Origin of the sequence: Brevibacillus parabrevis (assembly GCF_022701015.1) — a bacterium.
Classification (GTDB): domain Bacteria; phylum Bacillota; class Bacilli; order Brevibacillales; family Brevibacillaceae; genus Brevibacillus; species Brevibacillus parabrevis.
The window spans coordinates 2,393,923-2,413,740 of record NZ_CP064090.1; the positions used below are offsets into that span (position 1 = coordinate 2,393,923).

Sequence of the window (19,818 nt, forward strand, 5' to 3'; positions counted from 1 at the left end):
GTGCGTGAATGGAACGAAATAGACAAAAGGGAGTGGAAGAAGCATGTGGAAAGCGAATCCGATTACGTCACGCCTGAAAATCAAATGGCCGATTATCCAGGCACCGATGGCGGGCGGTGCGACAACTCCTGCGCTGGTCGCGGCCGTCTCGGAAGCAGGGGGATTGGGAACGCTGGGAGCTGCCTATATGACTCCACAGCAAATCCGTGAAGCGATACATGCGATCCGCGATTTGACCGACAAACCTTTTGGCGTCAATTTGTTCATCCCGGAAGACTTTGACGCGACCCAGCCGATCGCAGACACGGTTGCTTCCGCGCTCAATGAGGTGCGCCGTGAGCTGGACATTCCCGAAAGCCTGCAAGTCACGCGCTTTCAGGAGTCGTTTGCGGAACAGCTGCAAGTCGTACTGGAGGAAGTGCCTGCGGTTTTCAGCTTTACGTTTGGCATGCTCGACGCGCGTTCACTGCAAGCGCTCAAGCAAAAAGGCGTGACGGTGATCGGGACTGCGACGACGGTTCGCGAGGCAGTCGTGCTGGAAGCGGGCGGCGTGGACATGATCGCAGCGCAGGGCAGTGAAGCAGGCGGGCATCGCGGTTCGTTTTTGCCGGATTCCCCGAGCAATCTGATCGGAACGATGGCATTGGTGCCACAGATCGTGGATCGCGTCAAAATTCCGGTGATCGCAGCGGGCGGGATGATGGACGGGCGAGGCATTGCAGCCGCACTCGCACTGGGAGCGCAGGCGGCTCAGCTCGGAACGGCATTTTTAACGTGTGCGGAAAGCGGCGCGCATGCTTTGCACAAGCAAGCCATCCGGGAGTCGAGCGAAGAGGGCATCGTCATGACACGGGCTTTTTCCGGCAAATGGGCGAGAGGCATCGAGAACGAGTTCATGCGAAAGCTGGCGCCACTGGATCAGGAATTGCCCGCCTACCCGGTGCAAAATGCCCTCACCAAAGACATTCGCGCCGCTGCGGGCAAGCAGCAGAAATCCGCGTATATGTCGATGTGGGCGGGACAGGCGGCACCGCTTGGCAGGGAGCTTGGCGCAGGCGAACTGGTCTTGCGGCTCGTAGAGGAAACGAAGCGTGCATGCGCAGGACTTGTGCAGGAATAGCAAGGAAACAGGTGCGGCATCATTACGGACAGACTACGGCAGTGCGTTGACGGAGGAATGGAGATGGAACAGGAATACGCTCTTCGAGGAACAATCATTGCAGACGGACAGGAAATCAGGGACGGGCTTGTCGTAGTGGCGGCAGGGAAGATCGTGTACGCAGGGGAAGCCGAAGCTTATGCGGGCGAATGTCCTGCACAGCTGCTGACGGTGGAAACCGGGCGGATTTGCCCAGGACTGGTAGACATGCACATGCACGGGATCGACGGCCACGACACGATGGACGGGACGCCGGAATCTTTGCAGGCCATTTCCGGCGCGCTTGCCCGATATGGCGTCACTTCTTTTTTGGCGACGACGATGACGGCTCCTTACGCCGAGCTTGAGCCTGTGCTGGAAAACATTGCGCGCGCAAGCCAGGCTGGCTTGCCGGGGGCAGAGGCGATCGGGATTCACCTGGAAGGGCCGTGGATCAATCCGCGTTACAAAGGGGCGCAAAAGGAAGAAAACATTTCTTTGCCCAAGCTGGATGCGGTGAAGCGAATGTACGAGCTGGCCCAAGGGCTGATCAAGGTCGTGACGATTGCTCCCGAGCAGCCGGAAGCGCTCGAAGCGATTGCCTGGCTCAAGGAGCGCGGCGTGATCGTCTCGGCAGGCCATACAGGGGCGACGTTTGTCCAGGCGGCTGAAGCTGTGGATGCGGGCGTGCGCCACTTCACGCATTGCTTTAACGCCATGACCGGATTGCATCACAGAGAGCCGGGAGTGGTCGGTGCTGCGATGTACCACGAGCATTTGAGCACCGAGTTGATTGCCGATGGCATCCACGTCCATCCTGCGGTCATGCGAATTTTGTATCGGGTGAAAACGCCGGAGCGGCTCGCGCTGGTCAGCGACTCGATGCGCGCTGCTGCGCTCGGCGAAGGCACTTACGACTTGGGCGGGCAAGAGGTTCGCGTCCGCGACAATCAGGCGCAGTTGGCGGACGGGACATTGGCTGGCAGCATTTTGACCTTGAACAAAGCCGTAGCAAACATGGTGACGCTGAGCGGTGTACCACTGGCGGAAGCGGTAGAGATGGCATCGCATACGCCAGCCGCTATCCTCGGATACGGGGAGCGAAAAGGTCGGCTGGCAGCCGGATACGATGCCGACATGATCGTGTTGGATGACGATTTTGAAGTGGCGATGACCTTCGTTGCCGGAAAACGCGTATACGAACGCGCTCAGTAATCCAATCCATAGGCGTAAAAAAGCAGCCCAGATGCGCTGGGGCTGCTTTTTTTTGTCGTATACTGCTGCACGGGCAGGGCGGCGCGTGGATGAAACAATGCGCCGGGGCTGTTTTTTTGTACCCCCTACTGCTGCACGGGCTGCGAAGCATGCGGGTGAAACCAGACTTTTTGAAAGTCCAGCCAGCCGGACGGATTGATCGTGACGCCGCGAACCGACTTGTGAAAAGAAGCTTGCGATTTCTTTTGCACAAGGTACAAAACGGCATGGTTTTCTTGGATCAGCGTTTCTATGTGCGCGAGCTTTTGTTGCCGGACGGATTCATCTGCTTCCCGGAAAAGGGCAGCGGTCTCTTGATGAACCGCTTCGGCTAACGGTGCGTCAAAGCTGGGCAGGAAGTAGTTCTTTTGCAAGTACATTTCCAGTTCACTGATTTCATCATGGCTAAAAACGTTTCCGAACAGTTGGCAGTCGTGCTCCGGCAGCAAGTCGTGATTCGCAAACTCAAACGGCTCGCGAACGTCGATTTCCAGGTGAATGCCGTAGTCTTTGCAGCGGGCTTGAATCCACAAGGCGTCCGGCTCGTGATAGGACGTCATGACCATGCGCAGCGTCTCTCCCCGATAGCCGCTTTCCGCAAGCAGGGCGGCAATTTGCGCAGCGCTTGGGCGGGGCGTTCGTTCCGCTGACCAAGTCGCAAGCTGCGGAGAGAAGGGGCGGAAGCCTTTTGCCGGAAAGACGCGATCTCCTCCAAGCTCGGCAATCATCTGCTCGCGATCGATGAGCAAGTCGAGCGCCTGGCGGAATTGCGGATGGTTTTGCGGCCCGGTTTTCCATTGGTTAAAGACGAGCAGGTTGCAGCAGGAAAACAGCGTCTCCAGATCGCACCAATCGCGGCTGTCGCGGATGATTGCTTCCCTTAATGCTTCGGCTTTTGTGGCCACACCGTGGGACATCATGACAGACGTCCAGTCCGGTTCATGGAGAATGCCTGTTTCCAGATCGGGGAACAGGAGGATTTCCACGCGGTCAAGCTGCGGCCTCCCCTGAAAATGTCCCGAAAAAGCCTCCAAAATGCAAATGCCTTCATCCAGACGGACGAGCTGGAACGGGCCAGTCCCGATCGGATTTTTCCCAAACTCGCCTGCCGTCTCCAGAACGATCTCTGCCGGGACGATGCTGGTGGGCGTAGTGGAAAGCATCCGCAGAAACAAGTAGTTCGGCTCCTGCAACAAAATCCGCACCGTTCTGGCATCAACTGCTTCCAGTTGCGCGATATCGCCAAGCATCCAGCTTGCTTCATACTTTTCCGGATGCGAGCGCAGCCGGTCCAGCGAAAAGACAACATCGTGCGCGGTCAGCTCCCGACCGTGGTGAAACACGACATTTTTCTTCAAATAAAACGTCCATTCCTTGTGATCCGCGCTCATTTCCCACGAGTGGGCAATGCTTGGATGGATCGTCCGGCTGTCCGTGTCGAAGTGAACGAGTGTATTGAAAAGCTGGCGGACCAAATGCGCATCGAAGTGATAGTACACCTGCGCGGGGTCCAGCGTGACAATGCTGCGGTAGACCGGGAAGCGCAGCGTGTCCTGATAATGGTTCGACTCGCTCGGCGTGCAATAGCCAAGTTCTGCCGAGAGCCACTCCATGAACTGCTCTTTGACAGCGGGCTTGCCGAAGCGATTCAAAAGCTCCATAGCTTCTGTGACATCGCCTTGCTCCATGCGCTGCTTTCCTTCCGCAAGCAAGATGGCATCGGCATCCGCCAGAAACGTCAGGACGGAGGCATTGCCCCGGCCAAGCCCAGGCTGCCAGTCGATCCAGCCCATTTCCGCCAGCTTGCGGACGATCAGCTTCGCGTTTCGGGGCGTACAGTGCCAAAGTCCGCTCAATTTTTCAATCGTGACGGGGAACGGTTTGGCCGTTTCTTCCTGCTGAAAGAACAGGCGCAGCTCCAAAAAGTAGAGAACGGTAACCATGAAGGCCCCCCTTTGTTTTTGGGAAAAGGTGACAGAGTTTGCTTACACCTTACCCTTTTTCGCTTTTCTCAGATCAATATACTGAAGATAACACGACAGACGAAAAACAGGAATGGGGAGAGCAAACAAGATGAGCAAAAGGTTTCCGTTACCGCGCTTTCATCCCGTGGCATGGGGCGTCATCATCGGCACCTTTTTATCGCGCACAGGATTTTTCATGACGCTGCCTTTTCTCGGGATTTACTTGGGCAAAGGAAAGGGAATCGACCCGGCCGTAGTTGGCGCGATTTTGGCGATGAGCCTTTTGGTGGGCACGGTCAGCAGCTTCGCTGGGGGAGCGTTGTCAGATCGGTTGGGACGCTATCCGGTCATGATCGCCTCTATGGGGCTTTGGAGCTTTGTCCTGGTCGGCTTCACGCTGGCGAGCGAGACGTGGATGTTCTTCCTTTTGAGTGCGCTGAACGGTTTGTGCCGCAATGTATTTGAACCGACGGCGCGTGCCCTGCTCGCTGATTTTACCCCGGACAGCCAGCGCAGGGGTGCTTTCAACGCCAGGTATTTTGCCATCAATCTGGGGGGAGCGATCGGGCCGCTGATTGGGTTGAAGCTCGGCGCAGGCAGTTCGTCCTCCATGCTGCCGTTTCTGATCAGTGCGGTGATTATGGCGCTGTATGCGGTCATCCTGGTCGTGTTCATGATCTTGTTCAAGCAACAACTGCGGGAGCATTCCGATTCGATTCCGATGGGGCAGATGGCGCGGATCGTGTTCACAGACAAAGTGTTTTTGTATCTGTTGCTCGGCAATTTGTTTGTGGCTGGAGCCTATACGCACCTGGATACGACGCTTGCCCAGTACATCGGTCACGACCGGGTCGAGGCTTACTCCTTCCTGTTCGTGATGAACACGTTGTCTGTCCTCGTCTTTCAATATCCGCTTGCCAGGCTGATGAAACGCTATTCTGCCATGACGGCCCTGAAAGTCGGCTGCCTCCTTTTCGGACTCGGCTTGTTCGGGTTCGGACTCTTCACCAATTTGTTCTGGCTGTCGGTGTCGATGGTGGTCTTTACCATCGGGGAAATTTTATGCTTTGTCATCGGTGATGTACTGATCGGAGAAATTGCTCCCGAACATATGCGAGGTGCCTATTACGGCGCGAGCGGCTTCGCTTTTCTGGGGCAGAGCGCCACTGCGTGGATCGGCGGTTTGCTGCTTCAGCAATTGGGCTTTGACCAAGGGCCAGTTATTTTCGCGATCTTGATGCTGCTGACTTTTTTGGCCTTGCCGTTTTTCCAGCGCGGTCAAAGACTGTGGGAACAGCGTCAGCAGAAGACGCAAGATTGTGAACAACCTATACAAATCATGATTTAAAAAGAGGGATTAGAATGAATCACATTCAGCAATTTCAAGCGCTTCATCATGCAGACGAGATGTTGTTTTTGGGAAATGCCTGGGATGTCCTTTCGGCACGGACGTTGGAGCAGAGCGGCTTTCGGGCCATCGGGACGACGAGTTGGGGCGTTGCGGCTTCTCTCGGATACAAAGATGGGGAAAACATTGACTTTGCCTTGCATTTGTCCATCATCAAGCTGATCGTGGATCACGTGAACATTCCGGTTTCCGCCGACATTGAGGCGGGCTATGCAGAGACTCACGGGCAAATTGTCGAGAACGTGCTGCGAACGGCTGACCTGGGGGTTGCCGGGATCAACATCGAGGACTCTTTCAAACGAGGGCCAGGGTTAAAAGAGATCGCCGATCAGGCGAAACTTTTGCAGACGATGAGGGCTGCTCTCGACAACCGTGGCTTCGCTGATTTTTACATCAATACGCGAATCGACACGTATTTCCGGCGAGAGGACCCGTTCGCGGAAACGATTGAGCGCGGACTGGCTTACGTCGAGAGCGGGGCGAGCGGCATTTTCGTTCCGGGGATCGTCGAGGAGGAGCAAATCAGAGCGATTGCCCAAGCAGTGCGTGCGCCGCTGAATGTCCTGTCGCGCCCCACCCTGACGAATGCCGAGCGCTTGGCAGAGTGGGGAGTCAAGCGGCTGAGCATCGGGAATGACTTTTACGACCATGTTGCTGATTTTGCAAAAGCGAGTGCCTCCAAGCTGGCGGCTGACCGTGACACGGCCCTGCTGTATGCAGCGAATCGCCAAGGATAAATCTCCACATATTGCCACCTGCCCCTGGTATTTGGTATCGTTTCCTGAGAACGAGAAAGATGCCAGGGAGGAGTGAACCGAAAGACGGATGGAGCTGAAAAAAGGCACGATTTTGCGGGGAGCCTACCGGATCAAAAAGACTGTCTCCACGAGCGAGCTGTCCCATGTGTATCTCGTTTACCACATGGAGGCCAAAAAGACGAGAATTGTGAAGGAGTTTTTCCCGAGAGCACTGGCGATGCGCGACTTGGATAACCGCAGCGTCATCTGCCGGAAGCCATCGTCAAAAGCGCGATTTCAGACGCTGCTGGAGAGCTTTTGGCAGGAAGCGGCGATTTTGCAGGAGCTGCGCCATGAGCATATCGCTCCCTATGTCGATCACTTTGCAGAAAATGGGACAGGCTATCTGGTCGTGGAGTATTGCAAAGGCAAGACGCTTGACCAGTTTGTGCAAGAGCAAGGGGAGCTGGATGTCGCTGCTTTCGTGCAGACAACCGTGCTCCCGCTCCTGGCAAGCTTGGACTACATCCACAAGCAAGGGATCATCCATCGGGATATCAAGCCGCAAAACATCGTGATGACCGATGAGGGAAAGCCGATGCTGATTGATTTCGGCTCGGCTATTCGCTTTGCAACCGACGCCCCCCGCCAGATCGTGACGACGGAAGGATACTCTCCGCTCGAATTTTATTCCAGCCAGTCCCGACAAGGTGTTTTTTCCGATGTGTACAGCTTGTCGGCTACTCTCTATTTTTGCCTGACCAGGCACCGTCCGGCCGATGTGGCGACGCGGGTGATCGAGGATCGGCTGCCGTCCGTTCGCGAGCTGAATCCGACTGTGCCGCGGCTGATCGCGAATGTCATTGCGTGGGGCATGGCAGTCGAGGCGAAAAAAAGATGCCCCTCACTTCGGGTGCTGGCAGCAGCCGTCCGTGCGGAGCATCTGTTGAGAGCGGGCAAGTCTCGCTTGCAGACCCCCTTTCTCGCAAGCAAAAGCAAATAGTCCGTTATGCCGTTTCCCAGTTCCCAGCTTGGTGGGGACTGGGTTTGCTTTCTTTGTAGCGCAGTTCAATCTCGGTGACATGATCCTCAAAAGTCACGTAAATTTTGTCGTTGTAGTGGAGCACCACTTTTTTATGGCGAGGCAAAATGTCCTTGCCTTTTTGCAGTGTGCACTGGCTGTGGCTGATCATGACCAAAGTCTGGTTTTTCCCTGGCTGGAAGTAAATTTTGTGTGCTTCCGGCAGGTGCTCGTTGACGTCGAGGCTTGAAAACAGCTCGTGGAGCGTGATGCGTTGCTTTTTGCCAAACGCGGCGAGCGGCCAAAACTTCACGGGAATGTCGTTGCCGCTGGCGGTGTGAAGAAAATACCCTTCCAAACGGCCGCTAAAATTCGGTTTCGGGCGCATGAACCAGTAGGCGCCTGCGCCAATTGCGGCAAGAGCGAGAACGATCAGTCCGATTGTGATGTAGCGATCCCAGACAGAATGAACCGTGATGACAAGCGGACCCGTCACGCTTGCCCCTTCGGAATCGGTAGCCGTGATAGTGATCGCGGAAGTGCCGCTTTTGCCCGGCACGAGCTTCAACCCGGATTCATGAATGCTTGCCCCAAAATGATCGGCGGGAGTAGGAGAGACGATCGCATAGGTGAGCTTGTCCTGATTGGCATCGGTGAAATAAGCAGCGAGGTCAATCGTCTGCTCGCCGTTTTCCTTTTCGATGGTCAGCTCGTTTTTGGCTACTGCCACGGGCGCGATGTTGGCGATTTCGAATGTTTTGCTTGCCGTCTCGCGGTAAAAGTCCGGGCCGCTCATGAAAATTTTCCACTGGTACTGCCCGGAGTGCGGGAACACATAGTCGGTTGTGAAGACCGTTCCCCCGTTTTTCAGCGGAATTTTTTCGGTTTGCTTTTTCGCGATGTCGGTGACGATCAATTCGGCCTGCATCAAACCGTAGACGTCCCGATCTTCCAGGCGCTGATTGCCCTCCAGCTGGGTCAAATAAGTCGTGAAGGTCGTCGGATTGCCTTTGGAGACAGGATCAGGTGCAACCTGTACATCGGCTTTCAGACTGTAGTTGCCCAGCAAATTGACTTTGACCAGATCGCCCGGCCGTCCGCGGAATTTGACCAGATAGCTCCCCTTTGTCGGCTGCTCGATTTTCATCAGCGAGTATTTTTTCGATTGGATAAAATGCACATTTTTCGACTGGTAGTAGACTTGTGACTCCAGCAGCGGATGGTTCGACAACAGCACGATGTTCGCTTCCTGCATGCTGGCGTTCGGGATGTTTACCGTGACCTCTTGCAAGCTTCCCGTCGCCGTCATGGCTGCTACCGACACAAGCTGCGACTGGATGTGCTTCGCAAAAATTTGATTGAAAATCTCCGGCAAATCATCTGTGCTTTGCGTGACAAAAGAAGTCCCGCCTGTCGTCTCCGCGATTTTTTTCAGCTGCTCTTTTTGCACAGAGCCATCGCTGTTCAGCCCGATTGTGTAGATCGGGTAGCCCTCCGCTTTCGCTTTTGCCATAACCGACTCCACATCTTTGTTCGATGCCGCGACGCTTCTGCCATTGGCGTTTTGGCGCAGATCGGTTCCCCCATCCGAGAGCAGGATCAAAAACGGCTTTCGCGATTGATCCTTCGCTCTGGCAATCAGCTCTTCCCCTTTTCGCAAGCCAAGCCCCATATCGGAATATCCCGAATAACGCAACCCTTGAATCTTGCTTTTCAACTGCTCGCGCTGTCTGCTCTCCGCCATGCTGGTGAGCGGCTGCGTCTGGACGATTCGATCATTATAGGCGACAAAGCCGATCCGGGTACGACTAGCTTCGCTCATGTCGATAAACATGCCCATGACCTCGGCAGCTGTTTTCCCAGGGTCTGTCTGGTTCATCGAATTGCTCGTATCAATGACAAAAACCGCATCGATTCCTGCTTCACCCGTCCCGGTTGCCCCGCTTGGAAGGGGAGAGAAAAGGAGGAGGAAAGGCAGGAGGATACCGCTAACCACCCATTTGAACGCCAGGGAGAACGGAGGAGGATGTCCAGTTTTTTTGTACATGTTTTCACTCTTTTCCTTAAAAGTTTGCAAATTGTTCACATTTTGTTGCAACAGGACTATTTGCCCATAAATCAACTTCCAGCTAAACGGCGGGCACCATTTTGCCGAGGTATATAAAGTGAAATAATAGCCTTTTTTGTAAAAATAAGGTTCATCCTGTCCTTTCTTGTCAGTATTTCGAGTTATGGGCGCATCCGGCGCTGTGCGGGCAGGGCGGCAGAAGTAGGGACAAAGTAAGGCGTGATGCTGGTTTTGTCGGGAAAAGTAGGCGGGAAGACTCCCTGGATTCAGCATAAAGTGCTCAACCAGAAAAAGGAAGATGAGTGGAATAAAATGGGTCTAAATACCAGAAACGGTAATGGTGCACATAGGAAAATTGTCATAATAGAGGGTTTGTTGACAAAATATGGCGAGCGAGTTTAATTTAGAGGCAAGATTTTTGGTTTTATTGGGATTTATGTAATCAACTGTAATTGATTGTGGAAGTAGGACTCATACACTCCTGAGTTAGGACCACGCATTTACGAGAGACAAAAGGAAGGGGTCATTTATGGACATTATTAACCAGACCAACAGAACCATGCTGTTCGAAGAGATTAACCCGGAGAAACTCGACCTCATCACGATTGTAGGCGACGTCAAGGGCATCGACAGTTTGAGCGACGACAAGATCAAGGAAATCAACGAGCATTTGCTTGTGAAAAGCTTCGATGAGTTTTTGGACAAGTTCTCCCCGACTGTCTATTCGTTCTACAACGCCGTAAACCAAAAGGTCATGTACACCTTGAAAAAGCCTGATGGCATTGCGGAAGATGAGATCTCCGAGATCAAGATCGACCAGAGCAATGACTTTTTGAAAATGCTGTTCACACTGATCGATACTAAGCGCAGCCAGGGAATCACGAACGTCGACTTTAAATTCGAGAATCTTCTGGACATGATCTCCCCGAAAAAAGTGATGGACGATATCCGTCAGGTGCGCAAAGAGATTCACTACTTGTACAGCCACTACGAAAAGCTGGACGATGGCGATCCGAAGAAGCTCGATCTCGGCGACAAGCTGAACATCATGTTTGAAGATGCGAGCAAAAACTACAACAACGTCATGGCCATGCTCCCGCTCGCGATTGAAGATATCAAGACCCGTCTGCTTCTCGGCGGGGCGCAAGAGGAGAACCAGTCGGAAGCGATTCAGATCGGGATGCTGACGATCGGGGAAAACGGTGAGCTGAAAATCATCGAAGCGCCGAAAAGCGACAGCCGCGAGCTGATGGTTCTCGACGAGGGCAACGGCAACGGATTGATGAACGTGTTCGAGGATGATTACGAGTCGATTACCGAAACGCCGTCCTCCTATGTCAAAGACTTGGTGGTGCGCACGTTCTGCCCGCTGCCTGCCGTTCATAGCGAGATCGACATTGAGACAGAGGTGCAAAACTACAACACGTACCTCGAATTTTATAAAAACGCGAAGGATGACTTCGTGAAAACAGTCAAGCCGCTGGTCGAGAAAATTCTCGGCGTGAAAATGTTCTTCGATCAGTACGTGACCAAGAACAAAGGCATGCAGCCTGCGATGCTCATCACCAACACCAAGCTGGACATGCTGGTGAAAAGCAGCAACATCCCGCGCCTGGAGACGTATCTCAACACTGTCAACGCGAAAAACGACTTCACCGATACGATCTGGTTCGGAATCGTGCCTTCCATCGACATGGAAGCTGGCGCCAAAGCGAAAGTCACACGCGAGCGCTTCCGCGGCAACGAAAAGGTCGTCAAACAGGACGGCAATACGATGGAATCGCTGACGATGCTGCTGCAAGTAGTCAAAGACTTCAAGGTCCAAATTTTCTTCAGCTTCAGCACGGGCGAAGAGACGACCTTCAACAGCATGGCGACTGCCGGCATCGACAAGTACATCGACAAGTGCGGCGTGCTTGTGCGCAAGGAGTACAGCGAGTTTGCGATCCCGTGCGTTCCGAACTTTACGATTATTCCGAAGGACAAATCGGGAGTGGTCATCGACAGCCGCATGCTGCAAACCGAAGACGGCGTGAAGCTGTCGCAGGAAAAAGAAGACATCCTGAAGCTGTGGATCGAAGGCGTTTACGTCGGAGCGAGCTATGTAGCGGCAGGGATTGTGGCGGCGTATCAGTGTCCGGAGTATTTGCGCGAAGCATTCAAGGTGGTCAGCCGCGAGTATCCAGGCGTGCGCTTTGACATCGAAGCGGGCGAAAACGGTCTGCGGGCGATTACGACCATGGCCAAGGAAATCTCCGGCTTTACGAACAACATCAAAGATTCGATCAACCGCAAAAACTTTGGCTTTGTCTTCTCTTCGGAAAATGCGCAAATCCAGGGCAAGGACATCAAGCGAATCACGGTGTACAAGGCGCGCAGCCTGGCGATGGCCGAGGATGGCTTCGATTCCATCTACAAAACGCTGGTCAGCACCTACATCGAGCGGATTCTCCGCTTCCAGACGGGCGATTTCAAGCACGACAACATCGTCAAATTTTTCAGCAACAACCCGAGCAGCCAAAAGAGCAAATGGCTCGGCACACGCGGCTTTGTCAACTCCATCATTCAGGATGGCGACGACATGAGCTATATCATCGACGACAAGAGCAATCTGTGCCACATCGATCTGATCTTCAATGGCAATGTGAAAAATCTGGAAGTCACGATCACGAAGGGTACGACTCCTGTCAAAGCTTAGTACCTGATTTCAGTCGGGAGAGCTTTTTATGAAATGGATTCACACATTACGCAGGTGGCTAGAGGTGTGCTTTCCAAAGCGCACCCTTACACATAAGCCTCGAAGCCCATCCGGTCATTCGAGAGCACACATATACGCCAAGGAGGTTTTTTTCATGGGTTTTCGACTCAAAGTAGAAGGTTCCGAAACAATCGAGCTGGGAATGGACAACATCCAAACAGTCAAGTACGACACGGATACTCCAGATGATTCCAACGCTCGTTCCACTGACGTAGGGGCAACACTGCGTCTGACAGGCAAAATCATTACAGCAACGGACGGCGACAGCGCCGATGACACGATGAAGCTGGCTCTGTGGTCTTTGGTTCCAGCGGAAAAAGCAGACTGCTACCGCAAAGTGACACTGGAAGTGATCGCTGCTGACCAGGTCATTCGCAAAATCTACTTCCCGAACGCTTTCGTCGTCGATTACAACGAGACATTCGGCGATACAGAAGGTGTTGGTACATTCAGCATCTTCATCAAACAAAAGAAAGACAAAACCGAGTTCGCGAAAATCGAAGGCGGCTACGCTGTCTAGTCTTTTGCCGCGAAGGACTGGCCAAACGGTCGCGTCCAGCGGATCGACCGCAAGCGGTCACAGCTTCTTTTCTTTCAAAAGAGTAAACGAGCCGTACCTTGAAAGCCGTGTTCAAGGTACGGTTTTCCAAAAAGCCAGACAGAGGGTGCTGTGGTGAAAAATTATTACGAGATTTTGGGGCTTGCGAAGACGGCCTCCCAAAACGACATCAAAAAAGCGTACCGACAGTTGGCGAAGCAGCACCATCCCGATGTGAATGCGGGGAGCAAGGAGTCCGAACAGCTTTTCAAAGATATAACAGAGGCGTACCAGACTTTGCAGGACGAGTCTGCGCGGGAAGCCTACGACGCGCGTTACGAAGCGTTTGTCCAGGGAAGAGGACAAGCCCGTGAAAGAAACGGCGCTGAGCAAGCAAGGGCGCAGGGCCAGGCGAAAGCGAACCAGCAGCGAGCGAATCCGGGCGCTTCGATGGAAGATTTGCACAAGACGTTTGAGCAGTTTTTCGGCTTTCATCCGAAAACAGGAGAGGTCAACGAGAAGAGCATGAACCGCGGCAAAAAAAATCCGCTGGATACCACAGATATGTTCGAGCAGTTTTTTCGCATGAAGAAAAAATAAGACGCTGTCACCCAAGACAGAGCAGCTAACCAAACAGACGGCATACCTAAAAAGGAAAAATCGGGCGACATCCTGACAGCAGGCGAAGAGACCGAAACGATGACAAGGCGGATGGCCGCTCTTTTATGGACATAGAAGCACCGAACCTGCTCCTTTCTTTGGATGGATGTCAGCAAAAAACCATTCTCCCAAAGCTTGGGGCACTTTTTCGTAAGGGGGGTACTCAAGATGGCAAAGAAAAGCAAGGCTTATCAAAAATCTGTCAGGGTAAAGCTGATCGAGCTGTTGATTGCAATTCTTTTGTTTGGCGAACTCATTTATGTTTTCGGCTACACGGACAGCAACGCTCTGAAGATTTTTACGGGAATTGCCTTTGGGCTTTTTTTATTCGGCATGTTTATTGTCACGGTCGGAAGCCCGGACGAGAAGGAGGACAGGAAGGAAACAGGCATTTCCAAGCTCGTGCTGCTGGATGAGGACGGCGAGAGCGTGAAGGAGTGGTTTATCCAGGGAGCGACCTCGCTTTTGATCGGCAAAAACACGAACCAGAACGAAGTCGACATCGACTTGTCTGACGCCGAGTACGCTGCTCTGATCAGCAAACAGCATGCAGTGCTCAACCATGCTTCGGGCAACTGGTTTATCGAGGATGTTCACTCCCGCAACGGCACTGGAATCAAACAGCCGAACAGCCGCGACAAGAACAAGCTGGAAATCGAGCAGCCGCACAAAGTGAAGGCGGGCGACATCATTTACATAGCCAATACACGCTTGCTGCTGAAGTAGACGAGCAGGTGGAGAGACACGAAACGGGGGAAGACTTGAATGAGTTTGACGAGATGCGCAAATGGACACATGTTTAGCACGAGAAAACACGGCAGCACTTGCCCGTATTGCAGCCTGGTGGTAGAGCCTGCGGCAAAGGCGGAGAACCGAATGCCTGCCAGGGGCGGCGACGAAGATGACAAGACCATGCCTTACTTGGGGGAGACAGAAGGCATCGAGCCTGTCACAGGCTGGCTGGTCTGCATCGATGGGCCACAGCAGGGACAAGACTATCGCATCATGGCAGAAAAAAACTTCATCGGACGCTCCGAGGATATGCATATCCGCATCATCGGGGATAACAAAATTTCTCGCAGAAACCATGCCGTCATCGTCTACGATCCGAAAAAGCGCAATTTCTACCTGCTCCCCGGCGATGCCTCCGGTCTGGCTTACCACAATAACGAAGCGGTGTACACGCCAGTCGAGCTGACTGCCTATGACGTCATCCAGCTTGGCGGCAGTACGTTTATTTTCATCCCGCTGTGCGGGGTTCACTTTGAATGGGACAACGTAAGCAAAGGCAAGGAAGGATGAGCATGTTTGCACAGGAGATCATTCCTTATCTGGTTGTGTTTGCCGTCATAGCCGTCATCATTTGGTTGTTTCGCGTTCGTGCCGCTTGGATCAGAGAGGAAAAGCATCCGGTCATTCAGATTGGCAATGGACAGACGATTGGCAGAAGAGCAGAGCAGGATGACTATTTTGCCACGACAACGACCTCGCACGGAACGATTGCTGTGCTGGCAGACGGCATCAGCGGCCTTGCCAACGGCAGACTGGCATCGACTTTGGCCGTCCAGACGTTTATTCGCGAGTTCGCCAAGCTGGACCATCCGCGCCACCTCTCTCTTTTCTTTTCCCGAGCCGCTACGCTTGCCAACGGGGAGATTTTGCAGGCGCTAAAAGGCAGCCGGGGAGGCACTACGCTGGTTGCGGCAGTCATTCACGACGGCATGCTGCATTGGGGCGCGGTCGGGGATAGTGTCCTGACTGTTTTTCGCGGGGGAGAATTTATTCCGATCAATCAAAAGGACATTTACGAATCGGTGTTGGAAGAGCGTTTTCTCGCCGGGGAAATCAGCAAAGACGAAGCGATCAGCCATCCAAAGAAAAAGCAGCTGATCAATTACCTCGGCTACGAAGGCTTTCATAATATCGAGATTGGCCGCGAACCTTTTCCGCTGGAGAAGGGCGACAAGGTGATTCTGATCAGCGACGGCGTCTACGATACGTTGACAGAAGTGGAGCTGGAGAAAATCTTGTTTCAGAACATTTCCTCCCACGATGCTGCCGAGCAAATCATCGATGCCGTCGAGAGCAAGCAAAAAGCCAACCAGGACAACGCGACCATTCTGATTTTGGAAAAAGGTTGGTGAGATCGAGGGCAGCAGCATCCGGAAGAGAAGGAGGAGCGGGTAGTTAAGGATGAGAAGGGACAACAGTGAATTTGTAACCGGATTTTTGTCCGAGTCAGGCACGCATGTGCGCAACAAGGATTACTTTGCCTACACCGAACTGGATGATATTGCTTGCTGGGTGATCGCCCGCGGCTTGGATGCGGATCAGGAAGTGCAGAGCGCCGAGCTTGCGGTCAAAAGCGTCCTGGGACACTTTATGCAAAAGCCGTCTCTCTCCCGCTATCGCATCAGCCGCTACTTGCAGGAAGCGCATCGCGTGCTCCGGCAGGAGAGCCATCGGGTGCGGCTGAAGGCCAGTCTGACGCTGATCGTCACCGACTATGCCCGCGTCGTTTACGGTGTGGCCGGGAACACGAGACTGTATATGTTTCGCAACGGACGGCTGCATTTGCGGAGCAAAGACCAGAGTCTGTCGCAACAGATGGCGGATGGAGAAGAAATCGCAGAGGACGTGCTTGACTGCCACGAGGAGCGCCACAATCTGTTGAATTACTTGGGAACGCCGGATGAATTTCGCCCGTACATTTCCAAAAAGCTGCCGCTGTACGACGGAGACGTCTTGCTTTTGACCACTCCGGGGGTGTGGGAGAGAGTCGGTCCAGCCGAGATGCAGGACGCGCTTGAGGAAGCAAAAGATCCCGAAGCGCTGATCGATACGGTGGAGGATGTCTTGTTGAGCAAACAGCAGCGTGTGGTGAACAACTATACGGCTGCGGCGATTTTTGCCAACAAGATTTTCAAGACCGATCCGCAGAAAAAGTGGCGGATTATCAAGCGGGTCGCGATTATCGTCCTGTTGCTTGCCTTGACAGGAGGCGGCGCCCTTTTGTTCAAGATGAAGGAAGCCGAGAGAATCGCCGATGCTGCGACAGGCATGTTCGAGCACGAGCAGAACGGGGATGCGTTTATCGAAGAAAGCGACTATCCGAAAGCGCTCAAGGAATACAGCGAAGCGCGCAATGCCGCCAACATCGTCAAGGACAAAATCCACGCGGCGCTTTTGAACAAAAAGCAGCGAATCACCCAGCTCATCGTGGACGGGGATACGGCGATGAAGGACGAGCAGTATCAGAAAGCGCTGGAAAAATACGACAAGGCGCTCAAGGAAATGAAAGGCCGGGACGATTTCAACGAGCCGGAGATTGCTGCCAAAAAGGAAAAGACCGAATCGTATTTGCTCGTGATGCAGTGGAAGAAGGAAGGCGACATGCTGTTCGAGGCGCAAGACTACGAAGGGGCTGCCGCCTTTTATCAAAAGGCGAGAAAGCTGGCGCTGGAATCGTCCTACCTCACGGGGGAAAAAGAGATTCGGGCGAAGCTGGACGAGGTGGAAGCGAAGAAAACGGGCATCAGCAAAGAGCAGAAAATGCTGTCCGCAGACAAGCTGGAGAAAAAAGGCGACGACAGCTACGCCGCTGGCGATTTTGCAGCGGCCGTCGAATCGTACACGATGGCGCAGGAGATGTATCAGGAAATCGGCGTGCTGGAAAAGGTTTTGGCGATGGAGCGCAAAGTGACCAAGGTGGAGGAAAAGCTGAATCCGCCAGCTGCAGTGCCTGTTGTTGCTGCTGAGCAAAGCACGCCGCAGGTTGTGCCATCGGCTGCACAGCAGCCAGCGGGTCACTCGGGGAATGCCGCAAGTTCTGTTCCGGCAGCAACTTCAACCCCGGCGGCGCAGCAGCAAGCGGGCAATGCGGGTCAAGCCAGCCCACCGACTTCGGCAACAACTCCACCCCCGGCGGTACAGCAGCAAGCGCCCAAACCGGGTCAAGCGGCCATCTCGACTTCGGCAGCAACTCCCGCCCCGGTGGTACAGCAGCAAGGGGGTAATGCGGGGCATGCGTCCACCCCGAGTCCGGTCGCAACTCCCGCCCCAGCGGTACAGCAGCAAGGGGGCAATGCAGGGCATGTCACCACCCCGAGTCCGGCAGCAACTCCACCCCCGGCAGCGCAGCAACAAGCACCCAAACCGGGTCAATCCGCCAGTCCGGCTCCTTCCGCTCGGCCAGTCGAGGGCAAGTCCGCTGCCGAATCACCAGCCAATCCGGCGCAAAAGGAGGCTGTCAAAGCACCATGATGAAAGAGATCGTACTGGACCGTTTGAACAAAATGGAAGATTTGGAACAGCGCAGGATGCTGAAGCAGATGATGAACAGCGTGTTTTTGCATCTGGTCGAATATCAGGAGGACATGCAAAAGAAGCTGGAGCAGCGGGTCTTCTCCGAATTTGAGGACAAGGAAGAGAAGCACGACATTTACGTCACGCTATGTCAGCGGGATGACTTCGATCCGATTCACGACTATTTGTACCCGATGATTCCGGGCGACGAACAAAAAACATGGTTCGATCGCAAGGAGTTGTTTGAGCAACTCGCCCGACAGGAAGAAGCGGTGCTCATGACGATTTTTCTGGAGTGCGAGTACAGCCGTCTCCAATCGCTTGCGCATGGCAAGCGGCATTTTCAGGGGCGTTTGACGACAGCGGAGCATTCGTACCCGATCGAAGTGCGCTTGCAGCCAAACCCGCTGTACGTAAACGAGCTGGAAAAGCTGTACAACATGTTTCAAAAAAACGGCATGCCGTGGAAAACCGTAAACCATCCGTACGCGAACAAGTTTTTCGACGTCATCCTCGTCTCCTGCGAGGGCGAGCTTGGCGAGGACGAGGAGATCGTGGAGGTGTCCGTCCACCTGGAAGAGTGGGAGCCTTACAAAAAGCTGGATGTCATCCCGCTCTGGAACATCGAACGGCTGGCCTTGAAAAATATCGGCTTCCCCGTGCCTGCTACCGATCGGGTGAACTTCGAGCACGTGCTGTCGCTGCGCAAGACAGGGAGCCAGCACGGGTATTTGGTAGACGGCGACGAAGCGTTGATCCGCTATATCAAGCGCACGCCCGAAGAATTGACCATCGTGTCTCCCCAGGAAAAGTCGGGAATTTGGCACGTCTGCAAAATTACCCAGCCTGTCGAGACGCCTACGTCCCGCCTGCACTATGAACTGGTGTCCAACCGCCGCAAGAGCAGCTTTGTCACCAGCTTCGCGCGCAAGCAAGGAATGCCGGTCCGGGCCAAGGGAGAGATCATTCGCATCGTCCACTCCTTCGAAGCAGCGGAGCAGCTGGAGCTTGTGCATGTGGAAATTCGCGAAAAAAGCAAAGGGACGGCCGCTACGTATGAGATGAATCCGTTTATCAGCGACAATGTCCGCGTGGAGCACGATAAAAAAATCATGCATCTCGGCTTTCGCAAGCGCGGAACCGACAGCTTTATTTTAGAGGATATGATGAGCTTTCTCGTGTCCGAGATTCAGATGTATTTCCCGGAATACAAGTGCGAAGGAGAATGGGCGTGAACTACATCTGGGATCTGGTCATCAAGGCCAGGCGCGCCGGAGTTGCCAAAAGAGACATTACGTTCCAAGCGGCGAAGGTGTACTCGCCTTACATGGAGCTGAGCCAGGAAGCGATCAACGCCAAAACCGTGGAGAAGACGGTAGAAGTGAACCCGTTCTATCGCTTTGACGATATTTTCCGCGAGCTGTTTGATGTCAATTACACGGATGAGCCTGAACTGCGTCACGTCTTGTTTGACATCGTCATTCACCTGTTGGCCGATATCGATCTGGTGCAAGGAATGAACAAGCGAGAATACTACATCCGCTTTGTGTTGCGCGATCTCGAAGCGGGACTGTTCGGCAAAAGGACGGCGGATCACATTCGGTTGTTCACCCAGGAAGAACGTGAAATCATTGCGGGCAATTTGTTGCGACTGTATGAGACGGGAGAAGCAGTTTATTTGCTGCGGGACACGATGCGAAAAATTTTTCCCCGCTCGACCATCTACGCAAACTGCGAGGAGAAGGATGAACTGCTTCTGTATGTCGGGCAGGAGGAGACGGCAGCAGCGCGGGCAAGGCTGGAGCTGATCAAGGACATTTTCCTGCCTGTTCGCTTCCAGACAGAAGTGTATTGGCGCAACCACTTTGGCATTCTCGATGTGGAGGAAACCATGCAAATCGACAGCATGGCAATGTACTAGAAGGCACGTGATTTTGCTAGAAAGTCATGTGGGTGTGGGAGGAGCG

Annotated in this window: 16 protein-coding genes; 14 read left to right on the top strand and 2 right to left on the bottom strand. The window is 53.7% G+C overall.

Annotated elements, in window-relative coordinates:
• Positions 1 to 43: 43 nt before the first annotated feature.
• The gene (locus tag IRJ17_RS11435; protein WP_242774732.1) at positions 44 to 1,120 is read left to right on the top strand and encodes an NAD(P)H-dependent flavin oxidoreductase; all 1,077 of its coding nucleotides are present in this window, start codon (positions 44 to 46) and stop codon (positions 1,118 to 1,120) included.
• Between the two features lie 63 nt (positions 1,121 to 1,183).
• Complete coding sequence (nagA, locus tag IRJ17_RS11440) at positions 1,184 to 2,353, top strand: N-acetylglucosamine-6-phosphate deacetylase (RefSeq protein ID WP_242774734.1); 1,170 nt, start codon at positions 1,184 to 1,186, stop codon at positions 2,351 to 2,353.
• Between the two features lie 125 nt (positions 2,354 to 2,478).
• Here nagA and IRJ17_RS11445 read toward each other — a convergent pair whose 3' ends face one another.
• The gene (locus tag IRJ17_RS11445) at positions 2,479 to 4,335 is read right to left on the bottom strand and encodes an SgrR family transcriptional regulator (protein ID WP_242774736.1); all 1,857 of its coding nucleotides are present in this window, start codon (positions 4,333 to 4,335) and stop codon (positions 2,479 to 2,481) included.
• Positions 4,336 to 4,465: 130 nt separating this feature from the next.
• Between IRJ17_RS11445 and IRJ17_RS11450 the strand changes: the two genes are divergently transcribed.
• The 3 genes from IRJ17_RS11450 (at position 4,466) to IRJ17_RS11460 (ending at position 7,504) form a co-directional block, all read left to right on the top strand.
• Positions 4,466 to 5,704: an MDR family MFS transporter gene (locus tag IRJ17_RS11450; protein WP_242774738.1), complete on the top strand. Its 1,239-nt coding sequence runs from the start codon at positions 4,466 to 4,468 to the stop codon at positions 5,702 to 5,704.
• Positions 5,705 to 5,718: 14 nt separating this feature from the next.
• The gene (locus tag IRJ17_RS11455; protein WP_242774740.1) at positions 5,719 to 6,501 is read left to right on the top strand and encodes an isocitrate lyase/PEP mutase family protein; all 783 of its coding nucleotides are present in this window, start codon (positions 5,719 to 5,721) and stop codon (positions 6,499 to 6,501) included.
• A gap of 88 nt (positions 6,502 to 6,589) precedes the next feature.
• Positions 6,590 to 7,504 carry a serine/threonine protein kinase gene (locus tag IRJ17_RS11460; RefSeq protein ID WP_173599565.1) on the top strand — a complete coding sequence of 305 codons (915 nt, stop codon included), beginning with the start codon at positions 6,590 to 6,592 and terminating at the stop codon, positions 7,502 to 7,504.
• A gap of 4 nt (positions 7,505 to 7,508) precedes the next feature.
• Here the strand turns inward: IRJ17_RS11460 and IRJ17_RS11465 are convergent, their stop codons facing one another.
• The gene (locus IRJ17_RS11465; RefSeq protein WP_242774742.1) at positions 7,509 to 9,569 is read right to left on the bottom strand and encodes a VWA domain-containing protein; all 2,061 of its coding nucleotides are present in this window, start codon (positions 9,567 to 9,569) and stop codon (positions 7,509 to 7,511) included.
• Between the two features lie 550 nt (positions 9,570 to 10,119).
• Here IRJ17_RS11465 and IRJ17_RS11470 point away from each other — a divergent pair.
• From IRJ17_RS11470 to IRJ17_RS11510, 9 genes are all read left to right on the top strand, one after another.
• Positions 10,120 to 12,288 carry a transcriptional regulator gene (locus IRJ17_RS11470; RefSeq protein WP_242774744.1) on the top strand — a complete coding sequence of 723 codons (2,169 nt, stop codon included), beginning with the start codon at positions 10,120 to 10,122 and terminating at the stop codon, positions 12,286 to 12,288.
• Positions 12,289 to 12,442: 154 nt separating this feature from the next.
• Positions 12,443 to 12,868 carry a membrane-associated protease 1 gene (locus IRJ17_RS11475; protein ID WP_122965922.1) on the top strand — a complete coding sequence of 142 codons (426 nt, stop codon included), beginning with the start codon at positions 12,443 to 12,445 and terminating at the stop codon, positions 12,866 to 12,868.
• 153 nt (positions 12,869 to 13,021) lie between these two features.
• Positions 13,022 to 13,486, top strand: a complete 465-nt coding sequence (locus IRJ17_RS11480; protein ID WP_173598225.1) for a DnaJ domain-containing protein — start codon at positions 13,022 to 13,024, stop codon at positions 13,484 to 13,486.
• Between the two features lie 228 nt (positions 13,487 to 13,714).
• Positions 13,715 to 14,272, top strand: a complete 558-nt coding sequence (locus IRJ17_RS11485; RefSeq protein WP_122965920.1) for an FHA domain-containing protein — start codon at positions 13,715 to 13,717, stop codon at positions 14,270 to 14,272.
• A gap of 39 nt (positions 14,273 to 14,311) precedes the next feature.
• Positions 14,312 to 14,848: an FHA domain-containing protein gene (locus IRJ17_RS11490; protein ID WP_242774747.1), complete on the top strand. Its 537-nt coding sequence runs from the start codon at positions 14,312 to 14,314 to the stop codon at positions 14,846 to 14,848.
• A gap of 2 nt (positions 14,849 to 14,850) precedes the next feature.
• A complete protein-coding gene (locus IRJ17_RS11495; protein ID WP_217022400.1) occupies positions 14,851 to 15,690 on the top strand; it encodes a PP2C family protein-serine/threonine phosphatase in 840 nt (279 codons plus the stop codon).
• 49 nt (positions 15,691 to 15,739) lie between these two features.
• Entirely contained in the window at positions 15,740 to 17,809 is a 2,070-nt protein-coding gene (locus tag IRJ17_RS11500) for a serine/threonine protein phosphatase (protein WP_242774750.1), read from the top strand.
• Positions 17,809 to 19,086: a normocyte-binding protein gene (locus IRJ17_RS11505; RefSeq protein ID WP_122965996.1), complete on the top strand. Its 1,278-nt coding sequence runs from the start codon at positions 17,809 to 17,811 to the stop codon at positions 19,084 to 19,086. Before IRJ17_RS11500 ends, IRJ17_RS11505 begins: the two co-directional genes overlap by 1 nt.
• Positions 19,077 to 19,772, top strand: a complete 696-nt coding sequence (locus IRJ17_RS11510) for an iron-dependent peroxidase (RefSeq protein ID WP_122965916.1) — start codon at positions 19,077 to 19,079, stop codon at positions 19,770 to 19,772. Before IRJ17_RS11505 ends, IRJ17_RS11510 begins: the two co-directional genes overlap by 10 nt.
• The last annotated feature ends 46 nt before the right edge of the window (positions 19,773 to 19,818 follow it).